At 72.1% G+C, this 22,863-nt stretch carries 21 protein-coding genes; 14 read left to right on the top strand and 7 right to left on the bottom strand.

The window, feature by feature from the left end:
- Positions 1-57 precede the first annotated feature (57 nt).
- From AC3EO4_RS11905 to AC3EO4_RS11890, 4 genes are all read left to right on the top strand, one after another.
- Positions 58-2,157 carry an intein-containing Rv2578c family radical SAM protein gene (locus AC3EO4_RS11905; RefSeq protein ID WP_431895361.1) on the top strand — a complete coding sequence of 700 codons (2,100 nt, stop codon included), beginning with the start codon at positions 58-60 and terminating at the stop codon, positions 2,155-2,157.
- Positions 2,158-2,230: 73 nt separating this feature from the next.
- Positions 2,231-2,353, top strand: coding sequence for a hypothetical protein (locus AC3EO4_RS11900; protein WP_379568293.1), 123 nt, complete (start codon positions 2,231-2,233; stop codon positions 2,351-2,353).
- 75 nt (positions 2,354-2,428) lie between these two features.
- Complete coding sequence (locus tag AC3EO4_RS11895) at positions 2,429-5,530, top strand: S41 family peptidase (RefSeq protein ID WP_431895359.1); 3,102 nt, start codon at positions 2,429-2,431, stop codon at positions 5,528-5,530.
- A 120-nt stretch (positions 5,531-5,650) separates the two neighbouring features.
- Entirely contained in the window at positions 5,651-7,018 is a 1,368-nt protein-coding gene (locus AC3EO4_RS11890) for a glycosyltransferase family 4 protein (protein ID WP_431895357.1), read from the top strand.
- On the opposite strand, the gene AC3EO4_RS11885 is transcribed toward AC3EO4_RS11890, so the two are convergent.
- Both AC3EO4_RS11885 and AC3EO4_RS11880 read right to left on the bottom strand, forming a co-directional pair.
- The gene (locus tag AC3EO4_RS11885) at positions 6,984-7,886 is read right to left on the bottom strand and encodes a S1C family serine protease (RefSeq protein ID WP_379568299.1); all 903 of its coding nucleotides are present in this window, start codon (positions 7,884-7,886) and stop codon (positions 6,984-6,986) included. The genes AC3EO4_RS11890 and AC3EO4_RS11885 overlap by 35 nt on opposite strands.
- A 46-nt stretch (positions 7,887-7,932) precedes the next feature.
- The gene (locus AC3EO4_RS11880; RefSeq protein WP_431895356.1) at positions 7,933-8,103 is read right to left on the bottom strand and encodes a hypothetical protein; all 171 of its coding nucleotides are present in this window, start codon (positions 8,101-8,103) and stop codon (positions 7,933-7,935) included.
- Positions 8,104-8,198: 95 nt separating this feature from the next.
- Between AC3EO4_RS11880 and AC3EO4_RS11875 the strand changes: the two genes are divergently transcribed.
- Positions 8,199-8,945 (top strand): HNH endonuclease family protein, encoded by a 747-nt coding sequence (locus tag AC3EO4_RS11875; protein ID WP_431895355.1) that lies wholly within the window; start codon positions 8,199-8,201, stop codon positions 8,943-8,945.
- Here the strand turns inward: AC3EO4_RS11875 and AC3EO4_RS11870 are convergent.
- Positions 8,908-9,726 (bottom strand): SGNH/GDSL hydrolase family protein, encoded by an 819-nt coding sequence (locus tag AC3EO4_RS11870; protein WP_431895353.1) that lies wholly within the window; start codon positions 9,724-9,726, stop codon positions 8,908-8,910. The genes AC3EO4_RS11875 and AC3EO4_RS11870 overlap by 38 nt on opposite strands.
- A 176-nt stretch (positions 9,727-9,902) precedes the next feature.
- Here AC3EO4_RS11870 and AC3EO4_RS11865 point away from each other — a divergent pair, with 176 nt between their 5' ends.
- A complete protein-coding gene (locus AC3EO4_RS11865; RefSeq protein WP_431895352.1) occupies positions 9,903-11,120 on the top strand; it encodes an isochorismate synthase in 1,218 nt (405 codons plus the stop codon).
- 4 nt (positions 11,121-11,124) lie between these two features.
- On the opposite strand, the gene AC3EO4_RS11860 is transcribed toward AC3EO4_RS11865, so the two are convergent.
- Positions 11,125-11,748 carry a YigZ family protein gene (locus AC3EO4_RS11860; RefSeq protein WP_431895351.1) on the bottom strand — a complete coding sequence of 208 codons (624 nt, stop codon included), beginning with the start codon at positions 11,746-11,748 and terminating at the stop codon, positions 11,125-11,127.
- Between the two features lie 59 nt (positions 11,749-11,807).
- Positions 11,808-12,131 (bottom strand): cupin domain-containing protein, encoded by a 324-nt coding sequence (locus tag AC3EO4_RS11855; RefSeq protein WP_379568309.1) that lies wholly within the window; start codon positions 12,129-12,131, stop codon positions 11,808-11,810.
- Between the two features lie 71 nt (positions 12,132-12,202).
- Between AC3EO4_RS11855 and AC3EO4_RS11850 the strand changes: the two genes are divergently transcribed.
- The 6 genes from AC3EO4_RS11850 to AC3EO4_RS11825 all read left to right on the top strand — a co-directional run bounded on the left by AC3EO4_RS11850 (position 12,203) and on the right by AC3EO4_RS11825 (position 16,812).
- Positions 12,203-13,150, top strand: a complete 948-nt coding sequence (locus AC3EO4_RS11850; RefSeq protein WP_379568311.1) for a helix-turn-helix domain-containing protein — start codon at positions 12,203-12,205, stop codon at positions 13,148-13,150.
- Between the two features lie 140 nt (positions 13,151-13,290).
- Complete coding sequence (locus AC3EO4_RS11845) at positions 13,291-13,629, top strand: YciI family protein (protein WP_431895350.1); 339 nt, start codon at positions 13,291-13,293, stop codon at positions 13,627-13,629.
- 7 nt (positions 13,630-13,636) lie between these two features.
- Positions 13,637-14,848, top strand: a complete 1,212-nt coding sequence (locus AC3EO4_RS11840) for an RNA polymerase sigma factor (RefSeq protein WP_431895349.1) — start codon at positions 13,637-13,639, stop codon at positions 14,846-14,848.
- A gap of 39 nt (positions 14,849-14,887) precedes the next feature.
- Complete coding sequence (locus AC3EO4_RS11835; protein ID WP_431895347.1) at positions 14,888-15,694, top strand: alpha/beta fold hydrolase; 807 nt, start codon at positions 14,888-14,890, stop codon at positions 15,692-15,694.
- Between the two features lie 21 nt (positions 15,695-15,715).
- On the top strand, positions 15,716-16,285 hold the full coding sequence (locus AC3EO4_RS11830; protein ID WP_379568319.1) for a TetR/AcrR family transcriptional regulator: 570 nt from the start codon (positions 15,716-15,718) through the stop codon (positions 16,283-16,285).
- Entirely contained in the window at positions 16,282-16,812 is a 531-nt protein-coding gene (locus AC3EO4_RS11825; protein ID WP_431895345.1) for a hypothetical protein, read from the top strand. The genes AC3EO4_RS11830 and AC3EO4_RS11825 overlap by 4 nt, the downstream gene beginning before the upstream one ends.
- Positions 16,813-16,902: 90 nt before the next feature.
- On the opposite strand, the gene AC3EO4_RS11820 is transcribed toward AC3EO4_RS11825, so the two are convergent.
- Positions 16,903-18,264 carry a virginiamycin B lyase family protein gene (locus tag AC3EO4_RS11820; protein WP_431895344.1) on the bottom strand — a complete coding sequence of 454 codons (1,362 nt, stop codon included), beginning with the start codon at positions 18,262-18,264 and terminating at the stop codon, positions 16,903-16,905.
- Entirely contained in the window at positions 18,261-18,479 is a 219-nt protein-coding gene (locus AC3EO4_RS11815; protein ID WP_431895342.1) for a hypothetical protein, read from the bottom strand. Before AC3EO4_RS11815 ends, AC3EO4_RS11820 begins: the two co-directional genes overlap by 4 nt.
- Positions 18,480-18,569: 90 nt before the next feature.
- Between AC3EO4_RS11815 and AC3EO4_RS11810 the strand changes: the two genes are divergently transcribed.
- Both AC3EO4_RS11810 and AC3EO4_RS11805 read left to right on the top strand, forming a co-directional pair.
- Entirely contained in the window at positions 18,570-19,685 is a 1,116-nt protein-coding gene (locus AC3EO4_RS11810; RefSeq protein WP_431895340.1) for an epoxide hydrolase family protein, read from the top strand.
- 201 nt (positions 19,686-19,886) lie between these two features.
- Positions 19,887-22,826 carry an AfsR/SARP family transcriptional regulator gene (locus tag AC3EO4_RS11805; RefSeq protein WP_431895338.1) on the top strand — a complete coding sequence of 980 codons (2,940 nt, stop codon included), beginning with the start codon at positions 19,887-19,889 and terminating at the stop codon, positions 22,824-22,826.
- Positions 22,827-22,863 lie beyond the last annotated feature (37 nt).

Below are 22,863 nucleotides of genomic sequence, written 5' to 3'. Positions count from 1 at the left end.
TGAATTACAGGCTCTTTCCAGTTGCGATCATTCTCGAACCTGCGTTCTAATCATGTCATGCGCTGGGACAACCTGCGTCTGACGGACGCCGACGGCGACGAGTCCGCCGTGCCGCTGTTCGCTCGCGGCGCGGTGGCCCGCACTTTCGACACCCCCGAGTTCAAGGGGATGACCTTCTACGAGATCCAGGCGAGATCCATCATCAACAAGGTCCCCGCGGCCAGCCGGGTCCCCTTCTCGTACACCATCAACCCCTACAGGGGATGCAGCCACTCGTGCACGTACTGCCTGGTGGGCGACACGCCGGTGCTCATGGCCGACGGAAGCCTCAAGCCCATCGCCGACCTGCGCCCCGGCGACCCGATCATCGGAACGGAGGTGACCGGCGAGGGCCGGCGCTACGTCGTCACCGAGGTCCTCGACCACTGGCGGACGGTCAAGCCCGCCTACCGGGTCACCCTCGCTGACGGCACGACCCTGGTGACCAGCGGCGACCACCGGTTCCTCGCCACCGGAGGCCGGGGCTGGCGCCACGTGGCCGCCGCCTGCCCGGCACAGGCGGAGGCGAACGGCCCGGCGCAGGCGACCGCGCACCCCTCGGCCCAGGAGATGTCCGCCGACGTCCCGGAGGAGGGGAACGGCCCGGCGCAGGCGAACGGCCCGGGACAGGTGGCCGCGGACGGCGGGCGGCCGGTCCTGACCGTCGACGACACCCTCGTGGGGCTTGGGCGCTTCGTCGAGGCGCCCAAGCGGGACGACGACTATGTGCGCGGCCACCTGGCGGCGACGGCACGTCATGCGCGGGCGACCGCGTGCATCGGCGACGCCGCGACGAGCTACGAGAAGGCTGCGGCGAAAGGCGATGAGGGCCCGGACGCCTCCGGGATGGTGGAGAGCACGCGGACCGCCAAGAGCATGCGGACCACCGAGGGTGCGGTGACCACCGAGGGTGCGGTGACCGCCAAGAGCACGCGGACCACCGAGAGCACGCGGACCCCCAAGGGTGCGGCGACCGCCGAGAGCGCGCAGATCCCTTCGCCTGAATGGGCGAAGGGGTTTCTCGCGGGCGCGTTCGACAGGCACGGGCCTGGGCTCGGGTTCAGCGGCGGCGACGAAGACCTGGTCGGGTGGTGTCTGGACGAGCTCGGCCTCGTCCCGCCCGCCCTCGCCGGCGGCCCCGGCGAGCGGTTGCGCTTCCTCCACACCGTCGGCCCCGCGACCGCGTGGGAGCCGGATGTCGAGGGCGCCGAGGTGACGAGCACGGCCGGCCTGCGGGTGGTGTCGATCGAGCCGTTGGGCGTCGATCTGCCGATGTTCGACATCAAGACAGGCACCGGCGACTTCGTCGCCGACGGGGTCGTCTCGCACAACTGCTTCGCCCGCAAGACCCACGAGTACCTCGACCTCGACGCGGGCCACGACTTCGACTCCAAGATCGTGGTGAAGGTCAACGCCGCGGAGCTGGCCCGCAAGGAGCTGGCCGCGCCGCGCTGGGGCGGCGAGCACGTGGCGATGGGCACCAACGTCGACTGCTACCAGCGGGCCGAGGGCCGCTACCAGCTGATGCCCGGCATTCTGCGAGCACTGGGCGAGGCGGCCAACCCCTTCTCCGTCCTCACCAAGGGCACGCTGATCCTGCGCGACCTCCCGCTGCTGGTGGAGGCGGCGCGGGTGACCGAGGTGAGCGCGGCGGTGTCGGTGGGTTTCCTCGACGAAGGTCTCTGGCGGGCGGTGGAGCCGGGAACGCCGAACCCGAGGCGACGGCTGGAGGTGTGCAGGCGGCTGAACGACAGCGGCATCGCCTGCGGCGTGCTGATGGCGCCGATCCTGCCCTACCTGTCCGACGCGCCGGAGCAGTTGGAGGAGACGGTCGGGCAGATCGCGGCGGCGGGCGCCACCCACGTCGCGCCGATCGTGCTGCACCTGCGCCCGGGTGCGCGCGAGTGGTTCCTCGGCTGGCTCTCCCGTGAGCACCCGCGGCTGGTGCCGCGCTATCTGGAGCTGTACGGCCGGGGCGCCTACGCGCCGAAGGCCTACCAGGACCGGGTGACGGAGCACGTGAGGCGACTGGCCGGGCATTTCGGGATCGGACGCTCACCTTCATGGCGGATAAAACCCGACAAAGCGCCACAGTCCGAGCAGTTGTCGCTTTTGTGAGTTTAAGTAGCCGTTTGGGTATTAACGCCGTTGATGCCCGAATGACGGGCCCACACGTCGGGGGTTAAGAGCTATGGCAGAACCACGGAAGAAACCCGCCACCAAGACCGGCAAGGCCAAGAAGGCCAGCATCAAGGCCACCAGAGCGTCGAAGAACGCCAAACGCGAGGCCAACAAGAAGTCGGAAGGCGAGTAGCCAGCGCACACCGCGACGGTGCGATCATGATCAGGCAGCCGGACGCCCGTCCGGCTGCCTGATCACGGAGCGACCATGACGGCCTACCTGCGATTCCCAGCGATCTTCAAAGACGTCGTCGTCTTCGCCGCCGAGGACGACCTCTGGATGGTCCCCGCCCAGGGCGGCCGGGCCTTCCGGCTGACGGCTGGGCTGGCCGAGGCCGGATACCCCCGTTTCTCGCCGCGCGGCGACCAGCTCGCCTTCGTCGGCAGGGAGGAGGGCCCCGAGGAGGTCTACGTCATGCCCGCGGGCGGCGGCGCGGCCAGGCGCGTCACCTTCCACGGCGCCCGCTGCACGGTCACCGGCTGGGACTCGCACGACAGGGTGCTGTACGCCAGCGACGGCCAGCAGCCGTTCGAGGGCCAGAATTGGCTGCACAGGGTACGGCCCGGCGGGACGCCGGAGCGCCTGCCGTACGGGCCCGCCACCAGCATCAGCCACGGACCGCGGGACATGATCGTGCTGGGGCGCAACACCGCCGACCCCGCCCGGTGGAAGCGCTACAGGGGCGGCACGGTCGGCGACCTGTGGATCGACCCGACGGGTCAGGGCGACTGGCGGCGGCTGATCAGCCTGCCGGGCAACCTGGCCTCGCCGTGCTGGAGCGGCGAACGGGTCTGCTTCCTGTCCGACCACGAGGGCACCGGCAACGTCTACTCCTGCGCGCCCGACGGCTCCGACCTGCGCAAGCACACCGACCACCGCGACTACTACGCGCGCAACCTGTCCAGCGACGGCCACACGCTCGTCTACCACGCGGCGGGCGACCTCTACGTGCTGGAGCCGGAGGGAGAGACCAGGCGAGTGGAGGTGCTGCTGGCCAGCTCGCGCACCCAGCGCAACCGGCGCTTCGTCGATGCCGCCGAGTACCTCGACAGCGCCCATCCGAGCCCGGACGGCAGCGCGCTGGCGATCACCACCCGCGGCAAGGCCTACACCTTCGCCGGCTGGGAGGGGCCCGTCCACCAGCACGGGGAGGTCGACGGCGCCCGATACCGCTTCCTCACCTGGACCAGCGGGGGCGGCCTGGTCGCCGCCGTCAGCGACGACGGCGACCGCGAGGTGCTCGTCCTGCTGGACGGCAGGAACCAGACCCGCCTCGACCACCTGGACACCGGACGCGTCACCGACCTGGTGGCCGCGCCCGCCGGCGAGCTGATCGCGCTGACCAATCACCGCCACGAGCTTCACGTGGTCGACCTCGCCCAGCGCACCGCCACCCTCGTCGAGGCCAACCCGCACGCCGCCGTCGAGGACCCCGCCTGGTCGCCCGACGGCCGCTGGCTCGCCTACGCCTCGCCCACCAGCGCCCAGCACACCGCGATCAGGATGCACCACGTGTCCACGGGCCGCACGGTGACCGCGACGCACCCGGTGCTCAAGGACTTCGGGCCCGCCTTCGACCCCTCGGGGGACTACCTCTACTTCATCGGCCAGCGCGTCTTCAGTCCCGTCTACGACGCGCTGCAGTTCGACCTCGGCTTCCCGCTCGGCACCAAGCCCTACGCCATCGCCCTGCGCGACGACGTGCCCTCACCGTTCGTGCCCCGGCCGCGGCCGCTCACCGCCAAGGACGACGAGGACGACGAGGACGACGAGGACGACGATGAAGGTGAGGAGGGCGAGGGCGAGGAGTCCGGCGGGCTGGTCGTCGACGTGGAGCGCCTGCCGTACCGGATCACCGCGTTCCCGTTGCCCGAGGGCCGGTACGAGCGGCTGGCGGGGCTCAAGGGCAAGGTGCTGATCCTGTCCAGCCCGATCGAGGCGGACGACGGCGCGCTGCACCTGTTCGACTTCGACAAGCAGAAGAACGAGTCCTTCGCCGACGACGTCAGCGACTTCGTGCTGGCCGCCGACCACAAGAGCCTGCTGTACCGCGCGGGCGACAGGCTGCGGCTGCTGAAGGCCACCGAGGTCCCCGACGACGACGAGGGACACACCAGGCAGAGCGGGTGGATCGACCTGTCCCGGGTCAAGGTCTCCCTCAGCCCCGAGGCCGAGTGGCGGCAGATGTTCCGCGAGGCCTGGCGGCTGCAGTGGGAGAACTTCTGGTCGGCCGACATGGCGGGCCTCGACTGGCAGGCCGTCTACGACCGCTACCTGCCGCTGCTCGACCGCGTCACCACCCGAGGCGAGTTCTCCGACCTGCTGTGGGAGCTGCAGGGCGAGCTCGGCACCAGCCACGCCTACGAGAGCGGCGGTGAGTACCGGCCAGGCCCCGACTACGCCCAGGGCAAGCTCGGCGTGGACTGGGAGTATCGTGACGGCGCCTACGTCATCGGCCGCATCGTCCAGGGCGACCCGTGGGATCCGGCGGCCACCTCGCCGCTCAACAGGCTCGGTGTCGACGTACGGCAGGGCGACGCGCTCCTGGCCGTCAACGGCATCCCCGTCGGCGAGAACACGACCCCCAACCAGGCGCTGGTCAACCAGGCGGGCCAGGAGGTGGAGCTCACGCTGTCCAGGCAGGGCAGGACCTTCGCCGCGACCGTTCGCGCCATCGCCGACGAGCAGCCCGCCCGCTACCGCGACTGGGTCAACCTCAACCGCGCCCGCTGCCATCACCGCAGTGCGGGCCGCGTGGGATACGTCCACATCCCCGACATGGGCACCACGGGCTTCGGCGAGTTCCATCGCGGCTACCTGGCCGAGTACGACCGCGACGCCCTCATCGTGGACGTCAGGTTCAACACCGGAGGCAACATCTCCGCGCTTCTGCTCGACAAGCTCGCCCGCCGCCGCGTCGGATACGAGCATCCGCGCCGCGGCGACGCCGAGCCCTACCCGCCGGAGTCCCCGCGCGGCCCGCTGGTGGCCATCACCAACGAGTGGGCCGGCTCGGACGGCGACATCTTCAGCCACACGTTCAAGCTGCTCGGCCTCGGCCCGCTCATCGGCAAGCGCACCTGGGGCGGGGTCATCGGCATCTGGCCCCGGCACCGCCTGGCCGACGGCACGCTCACCACCCAGCCGGAGTATTCCTTCACCTTTATCGAAGGAGACAGGAGGGTGGAGAATTACGGAACAGATCCGGACCTAGAGGTCGATATCACACCGCAGGACTATGCCCGGGGCATCGACACACAACTGGAGAAAGCCATCGATCTCTCAATGGAACGGATCTTTCACAGCTGACGTTCAGACTTTGCAACCTTCTCCACCATTGGAGCGTCTAAAGGGCGAAAGCGGGGGAACGCGCCACGGGGACAGTCAAGCGCGTGAGCCCGGAAGCTGACGAGAAGGGGACTCCCACAGGTGCGTGCACTGGCAGGCAAGGGCAAGGCGGCCGTCTACCGGCTGTTCGAGGCCAACAACCGCAGGCGCGAACGCGCCGCGCCACCACCGTCCACGCATCAGATCAGGATCCTGCTCCTGCACGCGTACGGCATGGGCGGCACTATCAGAACGGTCTTCAATCTGGCCAGTTACCTGGCCTCCACCGGGCGCGACGTGGAGATCGTCTCGATCCTCAAGGAGGCGGAGGAGCCGTTCTTCCCCGTCGACCCGAGGGTGAGGTTCCACTTCCTCGACGACCGGCTCGCGCCGCGGACCGGCCTGCGCGGCAGGCTGTCGAAGATGCCGAGCAAGCTCATCCCGCCGCAGGAGGCGGCCTACCACCGCTTCAACCTGTGGACCGACCTGCAGCTGGCCAGATGGATCCGCTCGGTCGACACCGGCGTCATCATGGCCACCAGGCCGGGTCTCAACCTGGCGCTGGCCCAGCTGGCCCTGCCGAGCGTCATCACCATCGGTCAGGAGCACGTGGCCCTGCAGGGCCAGCCGGAGGAGGTGCAGGAGCTGATCAAGCGCCGGTACCGCACCTTCGACGCGCTGGTCACCCTCACCAAGGCCGACATGCGCGACTATCGCGAGACGCTGCGGCGCAAGCCCAGGAAGCTGGCCCGCATCCCCAACGCGGTGCCGCCGATGACGGGCGAGATCTCCAAGCTGGAGAACAAGGTCGTGGTCGCGGTCGGCAGGATGACCAAGCTCAAGGGCTTCCACCGCCTGATCACCGCGTGGGAGACGGTGGCCGCCGCCCACCCCGACTGGACCCTGCGGATCTTCGGCGCGGGGCCTCAGGAGGACAATCTGCGCGCCCAGGTCGCCGAGGCCGGACTGCAGGACAAGATCGAGCTGCCGGGACCCACCACGGACGTGGGCGCGGAGCTGGAGAGAGCCTCGATCTTCGCGCTCAGCTCCCGCCACGAGGGCTTCCCCATGACGATCCTGGAGGCGATGGCCAAGGGGCTGGCGATCGTCAGCTTCAACAGCCCTCACGGCCCCAAGGAGATGATCACCCACGAGGTCGACGGGCTGCTGGTCAAGCCGCGTACCAACGCCAACCTCGCCGCCTCCCTCATCCGCGTCATCGAGGACGAGGAACTGCGGCATCGGCTGGCCCAGGGGGCTCTGGCCACCGCCGCCACCTACGACGTGGAATCCGTCGGCGGCCAGTGGGACGCCCTGCTGGAGGAGCTGCTGGCCCGCCGTAACGGCACCTACGTCAAGCCTGCTCCCGCCGCGGCCGCGCCTGCTCCCGCACCGCAACCTGCGGCCTCGCCCTCCGGCGAGCCGGCCTCCGCCGTCACACCGTCTCCAGCTCGACCGGCTCAGCGATGACGTCGACCAGCGCGCCGTTGCGGAACACCGTGATCGGCAACGGCCGCCCGATCGCCTCGGCGAACATCAGCCGCTGAAGGCTCTGCGCGTCGCCCACGGGGCTGCGTCCCGCGCTCAACACCAGATCGCCAGGCCGCAGCCCCGCCCGCGCCGCGGGCGAGCCCGACACGACCTCCATCACCCGCAGCGCCTGCCGCTGCCCCGTCCGCGCCCGCAGCGCCTCGGGCAGCGGCGCGGGCGAGGTCACCAGCCCGAGGAAGGCCCGCCGCACCCTGCCGTCGCTGATCAGCGCGGCGATGATCGACCGTGTGGTGGAGTTCATGGGTACGGCCAGGCCCACGCCGACCCCCGCCACGGCCGTGTTGATACCCACCACCCTGGCCTGCGAGTCGGCCAGCGCTCCGCCGGAGTTGCCGGGATTGAGCGCGGCGTCGGTCTGGATGACGTCCTCGATGAGCCGCCCACCCACCGGCAGCGACCGGCCGAGCCCCGAGACCACTCCCGCGGTCACCGAACCCGCCAGGCCCAGCGGGTTGCCCACCGCCACCACGAGCTGGCCCACCACCAGGCCGTCGCTGTCGCCGAGGACGGCGGGCGGCGGCGTCGTCCCCTGCGCTCTGATCACCGCCAGATCCGACAGCGGGTCGCGGCCCACGAGGACGAAATCACCGGCGGAACCGTCGCCGAAGGCCACGGTCCCCGACCGGGACGAACCCACCACGTGCGCGTTCGTCAGCAGGAACCCGTCGGCGGTGAACACCACGGCCGAGCCGCTGCCCCTGCCCGCGCGCACGCTGGCCACCTTGGGCATCAGCTCGGCGGCGACGGAGGAGACGGTGCGGGAGTAGGCGTCGAGGGGATCGGACATACGAGACCTCCCGAGTCAATTACACGATTACACAGTAACTCGCGCTTCACCCGATGGCGATCGCCATCGCGCCACCGACCCCGGCGGCCCCCAGCCCCGCCGGCACGCTGACGGCCACGTCGGCCACCGCATGAGGCCACATCCCCGCCAGGACCGCCGACGGCGCCGCGAGGACCGTGGCCACCAGATACGCCAGGCGCCCTGGCCACTCCTCCATCACCCATCAGCCCCCGAGACGGCCGTCACCGTGTCAAATCCCGGCTAAGCGGGAATTCATTGAGTCTGTGCCCATGGATGGCCGGGAGGAGCCACTTGAGCACTCGGGACGCGGTCGCCGTGCTGGCCGCCGCCGTACTCCTCGCGGCGCTTTTGGGCAGGCACCCCGGCCAACCCGGTCAGCCCGCCACCGCCGCCGCCACCCCGCTCGACAACCCCGACGGAACCCGCCCAGGGCTGGCCCCCATCACCAGCGCGGACGACAGGACAGACGCCCGAAACCTCATCAGCCGGTTACGCGTCAGGGGCATGGGCCCCAAGACCGGCTACACCCGCGAGCGCTACGGCGCCAACTGGGCCGACACCGCCACCGACCTGCCCTACGCCGGCAACGGCTGCCGCACCCGCGACGACCTGCTCGCCCGCGACGGCCACGACCTGTCCTACCGCAAGGGCTCCTCCTGCGACGTCGTCGCGCTCAACCTCGACGACCCCTACACCGGGCGCACCATCGTCTGGCGCAAGAAGCGCGCCGACGACATCCAGGTCGACCACGTCGTCCCGCTGTCCTACGCCTGGCGCATGGGCGCCACGCGCTGGCCACCCGCCAAACGCCTGCGCTTCGCCAACGACCCCCTCAACCTGCTGCCCGTCGACGGCGACACCAACGAGGCCAAGGGCGGCTCGGGGCCCGCCGCGTGGCTGCCGCCCCAGCGCCGCGTTCGCTGCGCCTACGCCGTCCGCTTCGCCCAGGTCGTGCTGAGATACGGCCTCGCCGTCACCAGAGCCGACAAGGCGACCATGCTCAGAGAGTGTCGTCCGACCAGTCGAACCCGTTCTTGAACGTGATGTCGGCCAGCACCCGCTGCCCGTCGGCGTTCGGGTGGAAGTAGTCCCACCTGCTCACCAGATCCAGCGTGAAGGGATAGGAGAACACCGCTCCCCCGTCCGTACGGCACTGCGGGCCGTACGCCGCGCACGCCCGCGCCCACTCCTCGTTGAACTCCATCACCCTGGCCCGCACCCGCGCCCGCCGCTGCACGTCGGCGCGCTTGGTCGACGTCGGGTTGACCAGCATCGTCTGGCAGATCCTGCCCAGCCCCCAGAAGGTCCGCGCGATCGCGCTGTCCTTGCCCACCCTCCACAACCGGCGCAGGTCAGGGATGCTCGCCACGAACACCCGCGCCTGCGGCAGTTCCGCGCGCAGCCTGCCCATCGCCGCCCGTACCCGCTGCCTGAACACGGGAACGGGCGTCATCGTCTCCTCCGTGCGCACGCAGGCGTCCTGCGCGCCCAGCAGGATCGTCACGTACTCCGCCTTGGCCGCGACGGCCTTGTCCACCTGGCCCATCAGGTCGGCGCTCGTCGATCCCGGCGAGGCGAAGTTGCGATTGTGGCCCTGCAACCCGGGACCCCGCTCGGCCAGCCGCAGGTAGTGGCTGCGCACCTGCGCGTTGTCGCCCGCCGACCACGAGCGCGACGTGCACGAGACGTACCAGCCGCAGGCGTTGAACCCCGCGCTCACCGAATCGCCCAACGCCGCCATCACCCCGGGCACCGGCTCCACCGCGGCGGGTCCGGATCCGGAGACCAGAATCACAGCGGCGAGGACGCGAAGGATCATGGCCACCAAGGTAGGGACCGCCGCCAGGCCAGGCCACGACCCGGACCCACTTCCTATCGAGCCTTGACACAAGCAGGTTGAGCCCTATACCACTGGGTGTCCGAATTTTCCCCTAAGGTAGGGCATGACGGGGGGCCTGAATCGAACACGTTCAGTTCCGGCATAGCATGTCTTGAGTGAGTGTCGCGCTCGGAATAACCCGCCCTCTGCCGGTTCGCACCATCCCGATCGGGGACCCCGGCAATCTGCTCTCCAGCCTGCCCTCCACCGCACCCTACGCGTGGATCAGGCACGGCGAGGGTCTCGCCGGATGGGGCGAAGCCGCCAAGGTCACGGTGCCTCCAGGCCCCGACCGCTTCGCATGGGCACGCAAGTGGCTCGCCTCCGTCTTCGGCGACGCCCACACCCACGGCGGCATCGGGCCCGTCGCCTTCGGCACGTTCACCTTCGACGAGAACTCACCAGGCTCCACCCTCGTCATCCCCCGCACGGTGCTGGCCCGCCGCGGCGGGCAGGCCTGGATCACCACCATCGGCGACCCGGCGCCCGCCGAGCCGCCCACCCCCATCACCGACCCCGGACGCATCAGCTACGGCGACGGCAGCCTCACCGCCCCGGCGTGGGAGACGATCGTCGCCCGCGCCTCCCGGCGCATCCGCGAAGGCGAACTCGAGAAGGTCGTACTGGCTCGCGACCTGACCGCCACCGCGCAGCACCCCATCGACGTCCGCCTGCTGCTCACCCGCCTGGCCGACCGCTACCCCGACTGTTACACCTTCTCCGTCGCCGGGCTGGTCGGCGCCACACCCGAACTGCTCATTCGCCGCACCGGCCAGCAGATCGAATCCCTCGTCCTGGCCGGCACCACCACTCGCGGCACCAACCCCGCCGACGACATCGCCCGCGGCGCGGCCCTGTTCGCCTCCACCAAGGACCGCCACGAACACGAATGCGCCATCGCCTCCGTCCGCGAGGCGCTCACCCCGCTGGCCGCCAGGCTCAACGTGCCCGACGAGCCCGAACTGCTCGTCCTGCCCAACCTCCAGCACCTGGCCAGCCACGTCACCGGGACCCTCGCCGACGGCGCCTCCGTCCTCGACGTCGTCGCCGCCCTGCACCCCACCGCGGCCGTCGGCGGCACCCCCACCCCCACCGCCATCAGGCTCATCCGCGAACTCGAAGGCATGGACAGGGCCGGCTACGCGGGACCCGTCGGGTGGATCGACGCCCACGGCGACGGCGAATGGGGCATCGCCCTGCGCTCGGGCATCGTCGAAGGCCACCGCGCCCGCCTGTTCGCCGGCTGCGGCATCATGGGCACCTCCGATCCCGCCAGCGAGCTCGCCGAGGCGCAGACGAAGTTCCGCGTCATGCAGTACGCGCTGGAGGGCTGAGCCCTCACGTCTCGGGGACGTGGATCGCCGCTTCCACCGCGACCACGGCCCTGCCCGCGGTCAGCGTGGCCACCCAGTCGGTGAAAGCGGCCACCTGATCCTCCCCGACGGCCACCGAGAACGACACCTCGGCACCGTAGCCGACCTCGCGCACCGGGTACGCCGACGCGCGAAGGTCGTTCTCCAGCCGCCCGGCCTGCTCGTGCCCCACCGACACCCGCACGAGCCTGGCCGGCACCATCCGCACGGGATCCACCCTGTCGAGGGTCTCGGTGACCGCCGAGCCGTACGCCCTGACCAGGCCGCCGGCGCCGAGCAGCACGCCGCCGAAGTAGCGCGTCACCACGGCGACCACGTCGTTGAACCCCCGCCCCACCAGCGCCTGGACCATCGGCGTGCCCGCGGTGCCGCCGGGCTCGCCGTCGTCGTCACCCTTCTGCAGCCGCTGGCCGATGACGTAGGCGGTGCAGTTGTGGGTGGCACCGGGGTGCAGCTTGCGCCGTTCGGCGATGAACTCGGCGGCGGCTTCCACGCTCGGCGCCGGCGCCATCGCGCAGATGAACCGTGACCTCTTGACCTCGGTCTCGTGCTCGGTGCGGGTTGCCAGGGTGAGGTAGGGAAGGGCCACCGACCCAGGCTAGCGCCTTTACAAAGTAGATTATTTTCGGCCTGGTGGCGGGCGGCGGGTCAGCCTGGCGGGATGCTGATGCCGAGCATGCGGGCGCCGGTCTCCGTGCGCGGGCGGTGCGTGCTGCCCGGCCCGAACACCACGTAGCTGCCGGGGCCGAGCCGGTGCCCGTTGTCGATGAACTCGCCCGAGACCACGTAGTAGCGCTCCTCCCCCTCGTGCAGGTCCACCTCAGGCCATTCGGTCCCAGGCGCGAAGTCGTACATCCAGCCGCGAGCCCGTTCGGTGGCCGGCAACCGCCGCCTCACGATCCCCGGGACGACCTCCACGGCCTCCACCTCGTCCACGTGCAGCACGCGCATGTCGTTGTCCTTGTGATCCATGGCGACCATCCTCGGCGGCCCCACTCCCCCGGCCCAGTGTCTGGATTGACATCTTGCGGTACTTTCCTGCCATGAGCGTTCACCAGGTCGTCGCGCTCGTCCTGCCACCGCAGTCCACCTTCGAGCTGGCCTGCGCCGCCGAGGTCTTCGGCGTGCGCCGGCCGGGGCTGGACGTCCGCTACGACTTCGGCGTCTGCGCCGAGCATCCCGGGCCCGTGCCGACCCTGGCCGGCTACGACATGCACGTGGCCGCGGGCCTGGAGGCGCTGGACGGCGCGGACACCGTCGTCGTCCCCGGCTGGCAGCGGCCCGGCGAGCCCGCCTCCACGGCCGTCGTCGACGCACTCCTGCGGGCCCACGGTCGAGGGGCGCGCCTCGTCTCCATCTGCTCGGGCGCCTTCCTGCTGGCCCAGACGGGACTGCTCGACCACCGCAGGGCCACCACCCACTGGCGGATGGCCGCCGAGCTCGCGGCCCGCTTCCCGCTGGTCGAGGTCGACGCCGACATCCTGTACGCCGACCTGGGAGACGTCGCCACGAGCGCGGGCACCGCCGCGGGCATCGACCTGTGCCTGCAACTGGTCCGCGCCGACCACGGGGCCGCCTACGCCGCGCAGGTGGCCAGGCACATGATCATGCCGCCGCACAGGGAGGGCGGCCAGTTGCAGTACGCCGCGACGCCCGTCACCGGCAGGGTCTCCGACTCGCTGGCCCCCGTCCTCGACTGGGCGGCGGAACGGTTGCACGAGCCGCTCACGGTGGACGACCTCGCGGCCAGGGCGGGGATGTCCCCGCGCACACTGGCCAGGAGGTTCGCCGAGCAACTCGGCGCCAGCCCCGGCAGGTGGCTGCTCGTGCGGCGCGTCGCGGCGGCGCAGGCGCTTCTGGAGGAGACCGACCTGCCGGTCGAGACGATCGCGGCGCGGGTCGGGCTGTCGTCGGCGACCAATCTGCGCAGGCGCTTCCACGACGCCCTGCGCACCACGCCCGCCGCCTACCGCCGCTCCTTCCGCCGGTGAACGGCCGCGCCTGGCAGGCGCGGGTGACGGCCGGAATCGCCATGGCGCCGTTCGGCCTGCGGGGACGGCCGAAGTCGCCGGGCGCGACCTGCGCTGAGCGGCACCCGACGAGGCCGGCCCCTGACAGTAGGCTCGGCATCGTGAAGTACGTACTGATGATCGGCTTCGACGCCTCGGCGCCGCCCCAGGTCCTGCAAGACCAGCAGGAGGCGGGCTGCGGCGGCTGGAGCGAGGAGATGGAGGCGCGGGGCGTGGTACGCGGCGGGGCGGGGCTGCGGCCCAGCTCCGAGGCCACCACCGTGCGCGTCAGGCAGGGCCGCGTGCTGCGGTCGGACGGGCCGTTCGCGGAGACCAAGGACCAGATCGGCGGCTTCGTCATCATCGAGTGCGCCGATCTGGACGAGGCCATCGAGATCGCCGCCAAGCACCCGTCGGCCCGCTTCGGGCAGATCGAGATCAGGCCCGTCTGGGAGCCATGACAGCGCCATGACCGGAACGGACGCCGCGGCACGGCAGCAGGCCATGATCGAAGCGGTCTTCCGCGCCGAATGGGGGCAGGTCGTCGCCACCCTCATCCGCGTGACGGGCGACTGGGACCTGGCCGAGGAGTGCGCCCAGGACGCCTTCGCCACGGCCATGGAGCGCTGGCCGAGGCAGGGAGTCCCCGACCGGCCCGGCGCGTGGCTGACCGTGACCGCCCGCAACAGGGCCACCGACCGGCTGCGCAGGCGGGCCGTGGGCGCCGCCAAGCTCCGCGAGCTCGCCGCGACGGAGCAGGGGCCGCAGCCCGAGGTGGACGACTTCCCCGACGACAGGCTGCGGCTGATGTTCACCTGCTGCCATCCGGCGCTGCCGTTCGAGGCGCAGGTCGCCCTCACCCTGCGCAGTCTCGCCGGGCTCGGCACCGAGGAGATCGCCCGCGCCTTCCTGGTGCCGGAGTCCACGATGTCGCAACGGCTCGTCAGGGCCAGGCGCCGGATCCGCGAGGCGGCGATCCCGTTCGCCGTGCCGCCTCCCGACCTGCTGCCCGAGCGACTCGACGCCGTCCTGGGCGTGCTGTACCTGCTGTTCAACCAGGGGTACACCGCGCACGGCCTGTGCGACGAGGCCATCAGGCTGGCCAGGCTGCTGGCCGGGCTCATGCCAGGGGAGCCCGAGGCGGGCGGGCTGCTGGCGCTGATGCTGCTGCACGACGCGAGACGGGCGGCCAGGCTCGACGGCGAGGGCGTGCTCGTCACGCTCGACCGCCAGGACCGCGGCCTGTGGGACCGTGCCCAGATCGAGGAGGGCGTCACCGTCCTCGACGCGTGCCTGGCGCGCGGGCGCCCCGGGCCGTACCAGCTGCAGGCCGCCATCGCGGCCTGCCACGCCACCGCGGCGAGCGCCGGCGAGACAGACTGGCGGCAGATCCTCCTGCTGTACGGCACGCTGGCGCGCCTGCTTCCCTCCCCCGTCGTGGAGCTCAACAGGGCGGTGGCGCTCGCCATGGTCGAAGGCCCGCAGGCGGGTCTCGACCTGATCGAGACGCTGACCGGCCTGGACGGCTATCACCTGCTGCCCGCCACCCGCGCCGATCTGCTGCGCCGCCTCGACCGGCGGGCCGAGGCGGCGCAGGCCTACCGGCAGGCGATCGAGCTGGCGGGCGAGGAGGCCGACCGCCGGTACCTGCGTGGACGGCTGGCGGAGATCTCCGGCTGACGGTTGTCTGTCCGCGGCCACCCCGTTCGTCGGTGGGGCATGAACACGATGAATGTGGAAGTCAACGGCGTCAGGCTGGCCGTGGAGACCTTCGGCGAGCCTGCCGACCCTGCCGTCCTGCTGGTCGGCCCCAGTCTGCTGTCGTGGCCGGAGGAGTTCTGCCGCGCCCTCGGCCGGTTCGTCATCAGGTACGACCCGCGCGACTCCGGCCTGTCGACCGGCTACCCGGCGCAGGCCCCGCCGTACACGCTGCGGGACCTCGTCTCCGACGCGGCGGCGCTGCCGGCGGTGTTCGGCGCGAGCAGGGCGCACGTGGTCGGCCTCTCCACGGGAGGCTGGATTGCCCAGTTGCTCGCCCTGGACCACCCCGCGCTCGTCGCCTCCCTCACGCTGGTCGCCACCAGGCCGACCGCTCCGGGGCCCGCCGACCCCGACCTGCCCGAGCACGCCGAGCGGGTCATGAAAGCCGTCATGAACGGCCCTGACTGGTCGGATCGCCCGGCGGTGATCGAGCACCTGGTCGGCTTCGAGCGGATCATGGCGGGCGAGGGCGCCTTCGACGAGGCGGCGGCCAGGCGACGCGCCGAGCGCCATCGCGATCCGCACGCCTCCACCGTCAACCTCGCCTTCATCGACCACGGCGAGCGCTGGCGCGAGCGGCTGGGCGGGATCCGGGTGCCCACGCTGGTCGTTCACGGCGGTGCGGACCCGTTCTTCCCGCTGGGCAACGGCGAGGCGCTGGCCAGAGAGATCCCGTCGGCTCGCCTGCTGACCGTGGAGGGCGCGGGTCACGAGCTGCCCCGTGAGGCGTGGAAGGAGATCACCGCACACATTGATAATGACTGACCGGTCATTCATAATACGGGCATGCCCAAGAGAGTGGACCGCGCCGCGCGCCGCGAGGAGATCCTGGCGGCCGCGATGCGGGTGTTCGCGCGCAAGGGGTTCGCCGCGTCCCGCATCGACGACGTCGCGGCCGAGGCGGGCATCGCCAAGGGCAGCGTCTACCTGTACTTCGACAGCAGGGACGCCCTGCTGCGGGCCGCCTTCGAGTCCTACGCCGCCCTGTCCGCCGACGTGCTCGCAGGCCTGGGCCCCGGTCCCGCGCTCGACCGGCTCGCGACGCTGGTACGGCGGGTCGTGGCGATGCTGGCCGCCCACCCCGACCACGCCCGCGTCCTGGTGGACCTGTGGGCGTCGGGGCCGCCGCTCGACATGGCCGCCGTCTACCGCGACCACCGCGCGGTGATCGAGGACCTGCTGCGGCAGGCGGCCGGAGAAGGAGCCCTTCGCGCGGGCATCGGCCCTGAGCACGCGGTGGTCGTCGTCGCCGCCATCGAGGGCTGCCTGCTGCAGTGGCTCGTCGACCCCGCGCTGCCACTCGCCGAGCTGGCCGGGCCCGTCATCGACGTCTGCGTGGAAGGAATCAGAGCTTGACGCTCACCGAACGCCTGATCGCCCCCGGCGCCACGAGGGGCGAGGCGGTGCTGTCGTTCGGCACCGCCTTCGCGGGCGGCGCCCTGGCGGTCGCGCTGGCCTCGACCGCGGGCCTGCCGCCGCTCGCACTCGTGGTGATCGCGGTCGTCGCCTTCGACCTGTACGGCGGAGCCGTCGTCAACGCCACCCGCGCCGCCAAGCTCTGGTTCCACCGGCAGGGCCGTACGAGAGTGCACCACGTGGGTTTCGTGGCGATCCACGTGCAGCCGTTCGTCCTGGCGTGGGCGGTGCCGGGATTCACCTGGACGGCCGCGGCCGCGATCTACGCCTCCGCCCTGGTGGCGGCGCTGGCGGTGACGGCGGTCCCGCTTCCGCTGCGCAGGCCCGCCGCCTTCGCCGCCACGGCGCTCGCGCTCGTCTGGACCACGGCGATGGTGGCGGTGCCCGGCGTGCTCGCCTGGGTCGCCCCCCTCCTGCTGATCAAGCTCCTGCTCGCGCACCTGCTGCCCGAGGAGGCGGCCGGGTGAACGCCGTCGCTCCGCTCGAACACCCCCTGGACGCGGCCAGGTGAACGCACTCCGCCCGAGTACCCCCAGGACGCGGCCGGGTCAACGCCGTCACGCCTCCTCGGGCACCTCGATCCTTGCCAGGTGGCCGGTCTCCAGGGCGGCCCACAGGAAGCCGTCGGCTCCCACGGCGATGCCGTGCGGCTCCGACGCGGGGGTGGGCAGGTCGTAGGTGGTGATGCGCCCATCGGGCGTGACCCGGCCGACGCGGTTGCCGCCCCACTCGGTGAACCAGCAGGCGCCGTCGGGGCCCAGAGTGATCGCGTGCGGGCGGGCCGTCCTGTCCGGCAGCGGGAACTCGGTGATGTCGCCGTCGACGGTGATCCGGCCGATCTGGCCCGCGCCGATCTCGACGAACCACAGCGCGCCGTCGCCGCCTGCGGTGATCCCCACCGGCGCGGCGCCCTCGGTGGGCAGTGGGTGGACCTCGATCCGGCCGTCCATCGTGATGCGGCCGACGGCGTGGGCCTGGTTCATGGCGAACCACATCGCGCCGTCGGGGCCGGCGACGATCGCCGAGGGGAAGGCGCCCTGCACCGGCAGCGGGTATTCGGTGACCTGGCCGTCGGTGGTGATCCGTCCGACCAGGGCCGCGTTGGTCCCGGTGAACCAGAGCGCGCCGTCGGGCCCCTGCGCGATGCCGAACGGCCCTGCTCCGGCGGTCGGCAGCGCGAAGGACCTGGCCTCGCCTTCGACGGTGATCCTGCCGATCGCGTGCCCCTGGTACTCGGTGAACCACAGCGCCCCGTCGGGCCCCTGCGTGATCACGGTCGGTCCCGCCCCGACCGGGTAGGTAGCGACCGCCCCGTCGGCCGCCCTGCGGCCGATCGCCCCCTGGCCGACGAGCGTGAACCACAGCGCGTCGTCGGGTCCCGCGGTGACCGCGTACGGCCCCGCGGCGGGCACCGCGAACTCCCTGACGGGGTCGGCGATCCACGCGGCGGCCCTGGCCGTACGGGACGCCCGGTCCGGGTGAGACTCCACACGGACGCTTCCCCCCGCTCTCGTGACCGCCGCCACCAGGCCGTCGACGGCCCCGGCATCCTCGGCGGCGACATCCGCGGAGGCGGCATCCGTGAGGATCAGCAGCGGCGGCAGGACGGGCGGCGGGGTGACCTCGGCCGGTGCGAGCAGGATCACGCCCGCAGGCGGCGGGCCGAGCAGCGAAAGGGCCTCCAGCGCGAGCGCGGCCCCCGAGCCCTCGCCCGCCAGCGTGATCCGCGAGGCGGGCGTGCCCTCGTCGAGCAGCGCCTGGTAGGCGGCGGCCACGTCCTTCGGCGCGGCGGGGCGGACCTCCACCACGCGGCAGCCGAGACCGGCCGCTTCCCGCTCGTCGTGGCCGTGGACGTAGAGGACGGTTCGCGTGCTCTCCGTCGTGGTGGGCACGTGGACGTGGTCGGCGGTGGTGTTCACTGCTTCTCCATTGTGAACTGGTACGCGTGGGTGCGCCGGTGGGCGACGAATCCCAGGCGCTCGTTGACCGCGAGCATGTGCGCCCTGCGGCTCTCCCCCGCCCTGGCGAAGCCGGGCCGCACGAGGGAATCATCGCCGGTCGAGGCGGTGACGACGGCGTACCGGGCGGCCGGCTGCTCGGCCGACACCGTGCCGGCGGGGATGACATGGATCATGGCGTTCACCCTACGCGGGGGTACCGGCCGGTTGTGCCATCCAACCGTATGGTGTACGGTACAGCGTACCGAACATCGGAGGAGAACGTCTTGCGACAGAACGACATCCGGCCCTTCCGTCTCGACATCGCCCAGACCGCATTGGACGACCTGCGCGAGCGGCTCGACAGGGTCCGCTGGCCCGACGAGGTCCCCGGGCTCGGCTGGCAGTACGGCGTGCCCCTCGACCATCTGCGCGACCTCGTCGAGCACTGGCGCACCGGCTACTCCTGGCGCGCCGCCGAGGCGGAGCTGAACGCGCACCCCCAGTTCACCACCGAGATCGATGGGCAGAACGTCCATTTCCTGCACCTACGATCCGCCAATCCCAACGCGCTGCCCCTCCTGATCACGCATGGCTGGCCGAGCTCCCCCGTGGAGTACCTGGACGTGATCGAGCGCCTGTCGGCCGACTTCACGCTGGTGATCCCGTCGCTGCCCGGCTACGGCCTCTCCGGCCGGACCAGCGAGATCGGCTGGGGCTCCACCCGCATCGCCCGCGCATGGCTCGAGCTGATGACCAGGCTCGGATACGACCGCTTCGGCGTGCAGGGCGGCGACTGGGGCACCTGGATCTCCCGCGAGGTCGGCGTGCTGGCCCCCGAACGCGTGGTCGGCATGCACGGCAACGGCATCATCTGCTTCCCCCTGGGCCTGCCGGGCGAGCTCGACGGGCTCACCGAGGTCGAGCAGGAGCGGATGGCCTTCCGCGAGCGGTACATGACCGAGCAGTACGGCTACAAGCTGATCCAGTCCGCCCGCCCGCAGACCTTCGCGTACGGCATGGCCGACTCCCCCGTCGCCCTGCTGGCCTGGTTCACCGGCGTCTTCCACGAGTGGAGCGACGGCGGGATCCCGCGCGACCGGCTGCTGACGACCGTGATGCTGTACTGGCTGACGAACACGGCGGGCTCGGCGGCCCGCTCGTTCGTGGAGACACCCGACACCTCGGAGGACACCTCGGTGGAGTGGGAGCTCAAGCCGGCCACGGTGCCCACGGGCGTCTCGGTGTTCCCGAAGGACATCCTGCGCCCGATCCGCCGCTTCGCCGAGCGGGACAACAACGTGGTGAGCTGGGTGGAGCACGAGCGGGGCGGCACGTTCGCCGCCCTGGAGCAGCCGGACCTCTTCGCCGAGGACGTCCTCGCCTTCTTCCACCGGCTCTGACCTCGCCGGCCTTTCGCACAGCTCCCTCGCCGAGCCTCCACCGACTCCCCGTGCCGGGCCCGGCCTCTCACGCGAGGTCGGGCCCGGCACGGACTCCCGGTGCCCGCGTCGAGGCGGAGGACGGCGCGATCGACCGCCTGCTCTCGGCCGCGGCCACGGGAGCGTCGAATCGGCGGTGCCGGCTGGGGGTAGCGTGACCTGGTGCGATTTGGAGTGCTTGGTCCCCTTGCCGTGTGGGCCGACGACGGGCGGCCGGTGCGGGTCCCCGAGGTGAAGGTCCGCGCGCTGCTGGCCGACCTGCTGGTCCACGAGGGCAGGCCGGTGCCGGCCGACCGGCTCCTGGACGACCTGTGGGGCGAGGAACTGCCCGGCAACCCGGCCAACACCCTGCAGACCAAGGTCTCCCAGCTGCGCCGCGCCCTGGGGCGGGACGGCCGCGACCTGGTGGTCTTCCAGCCGGCGGGCTACGTGCTGCGCGCCGCCGAGGTGGACGCGCTGACGTTCGCGGGCCTGCTCGACCGCGCCCGCGCGACCGCCGACCCCCGCGCGAAGGCGGACCTGCTGTCCGACGCGCTCGCGCTGTGGCGCGGGCCCGCCTTCGCCGAGTTCCGCGACGAGGAGTTCACCCGCGCCGCCGCCACCCGCCTGGAGGAGCAGCGGCTGACCGCGGTGGAGGAGCAGGCCGAGGTACGGCTGGCGCTCGGCGAGCACAGCAGGCTGGCCGACGAGCTCGGGGAGGTGGTGGCCGAGCACCCGCTGCGCGAACGCCTGCGCGCGACCCACCTGCGCGCGCTTTACCGGTCGGGACGGCAGAGCGAAGCGCTGGCCGGCTACACCGAGCTGCGCGAGCGGCTGGCCGACGAGCTCGGCCTCGATCCCGGCCCCGAACTGGCCGCGCTGTACCAGGCGATCCTGCGGCAGGATCAGGGGCTCGCCCCCGTGCCCACGCCCGCCACCTCGGCCGCGCGTCCCCGCACGAACCTGCCCGCCCAGCTGACCGGCCTGATCGGAAGGCAGGAGGCGGTCGCCCGGGTACGGGCCCTGCTCGACTCCTCCAGGCTGGTCACGCTGACGGGACCCGGCGGGGTCGGCAAGACCAGGCTGGCCTTGGCCGCCGCCGCCGACCCCACGTACCCCGGCGGCGTGTGGCTGGTCGAGCTCGCGGGCGCCGCGGGCGAGCTGGCCGAGAGGGTGGCCGCCGAGCTGGGCATCAGGGACGAGACCGCGTCGGGCTCCCGGCCGAGGATGCCCCCCGCGGCCCTGGCGCACCGGCTGGCCGACGCCCTGCGCGGGCAGGAGCTGCTGCTGGTGCTGGACAACTGCGAGCACCTGGTGGAGCAGGTCGCCGAGCTGACGACCCTGCTGCTGAGGACCGCGCCGGGGCTGCGCGTGCTGGCCACCAGCCAGGAGTCGCTGGCCGTTCCCGGCGAGTCGCTGTACACGGTGGCCCCGCTCGGCCTTGCCGACGCGGTCGAGCTGTTCGCCGCCCGCGCGGCGCCCGGCTTCACCATGGACGCCGAGAGCGCGCCGTGGGTCGAGGCGATCTGCGCGCGGCTGGACGGCCTGCCGCTGGCGCTGGAGCTGGCCGCCGCCCGGGTGCGCGCGCTGGGCGTCCGCGGGGTGGCCGAGCGGCTCGACGACCGCTTCCGCCTGCTGGCCGCCGGAGGCAGGGGGCGTCCCGCCCGGCAGCAGACCCTGCGGGCGGTGATCGACTGGAGCTGGGATCAGCTCACCGAACCTCAGCGGGCGGCGCTGTGCGCGCTGGCGGCACACCCCGGCGGCTGCACGGCGGAGGCGGCCGAGGCCTCCGGCGTGGACCTGGATCTGCTGGACCAACTGGTCAACAGGTCCATGGTGGTCGCCGACCCGCCGAGGTACCGCCTCATGGAGAGCATCGCCGCCTACTGCCTCGCCCTCCTCGACGAGGACGATCCCGTGTTCGCGCGCAGGGACGCCTACTACGTCGAGCTGGCCGAGCGGGCGCGGCCGCACCTGCAGGGACCCACCCAGCGCGAGTGGCTGCGGCGGCTCGACGACGAGGTGCTCAACCTGCTGGCCGTCACCGGCTCCAGGCGGCTGGCACACGCTCTGGCCTGGTACCGGTACCTGCGCGGCAGGCACGGTGAGGCGCACCGCCATCTGGCCGCGACGGACGCGGGGTCGGCTCTCGAGGTCGGGTTCGCCATGCTGGTGGGCGCAGGCAGGGCCGAGGTGAAGGAGTATCCCGACGCCAGGTCCCGCTGGTTCGTCGCGCACGCCTACCTGCATCTCGGCGACGTGGCCGCGGCCGGGCCGCTGCTCGGCGAGGCGCTGGCCGGCTTCCGCGCCCTCGACGACCGGTGGGGCGCCGCGGCCGCGCTTGCCGGCCTGGCCAAGCTGGCGACGTTCCAGGGCGACTTCGCGGCCGCGGAGCGGAGCGGCACGGAGAGCATGGCGCTCTTCGGAGAGCTCGGTGACAGGTGGGGGCAGTCGCAGGCCGCCGACCAGCTCGGCTACCTGGCCGAGATCGCCGGCGACTACGAGCGGGCCGGCCGCCTGCACCGCGAGGGGCTGCGCGTGGCCGAGGACCTGCGGTTGTGGACCGACGTGTCGTACCGGCTGTCCAGCCTCGGCAGGATCGCGCTGTTGACCGGTGACCTGGCCGCGTCCCGGGAGTTCCACGAACGCGGCATGCGGCTGGCCGCCGAGCAGTCGAACCGGTTCGCCGAGGAGTTCGCCCGCGTGGGGCTGGGCCTCGTGGCTCGCCGCTCGGGCGACCTCGACACCGCCGAGCGGCTCTTCCGCGAGTCGCTGGAGTGGAACAGGCGGCTGGAGGCCGACTACGGCGTGCCGTTCTACGGGGTGACGCTGATCCTGGCCGAGCTCGGTTTCGTGGCCGAGCGGCGCGGCGACGCCGTACAGGCCAGGGCGCTGCACCTGGAGGGGCTCGCCGCCGCGCACGAGATCGGCGATCCGCGATCCGTCGCGCTGGCCCAGGAGGGGCTGGCGGGCGTCGCGGCCCTCGAAGGAGCGGCGGAGGAGGGGCTGCGCCTGCTGGAGGAGGCGAGTGCGCTGCGGGCGTCGGTCGGCGCGCCGCTGCCGCCCGCCGAGCGCGGCGACGTCGACCGCATCAGGTCCGCGCTGGAAGGCGTCGCGCGCTGAGCTCCGGCGCCGCCCGCGCGGAGCAGGGACGGGCGCG

The sequence above is a fragment of the Nonomuraea sp. bgisy101 genome, assembly GCF_057708945.1.
The sequence above is the reverse complement of the archived record's forward strand: the minus strand, read 5'-3'. Positions and strand labels throughout refer to the sequence as shown.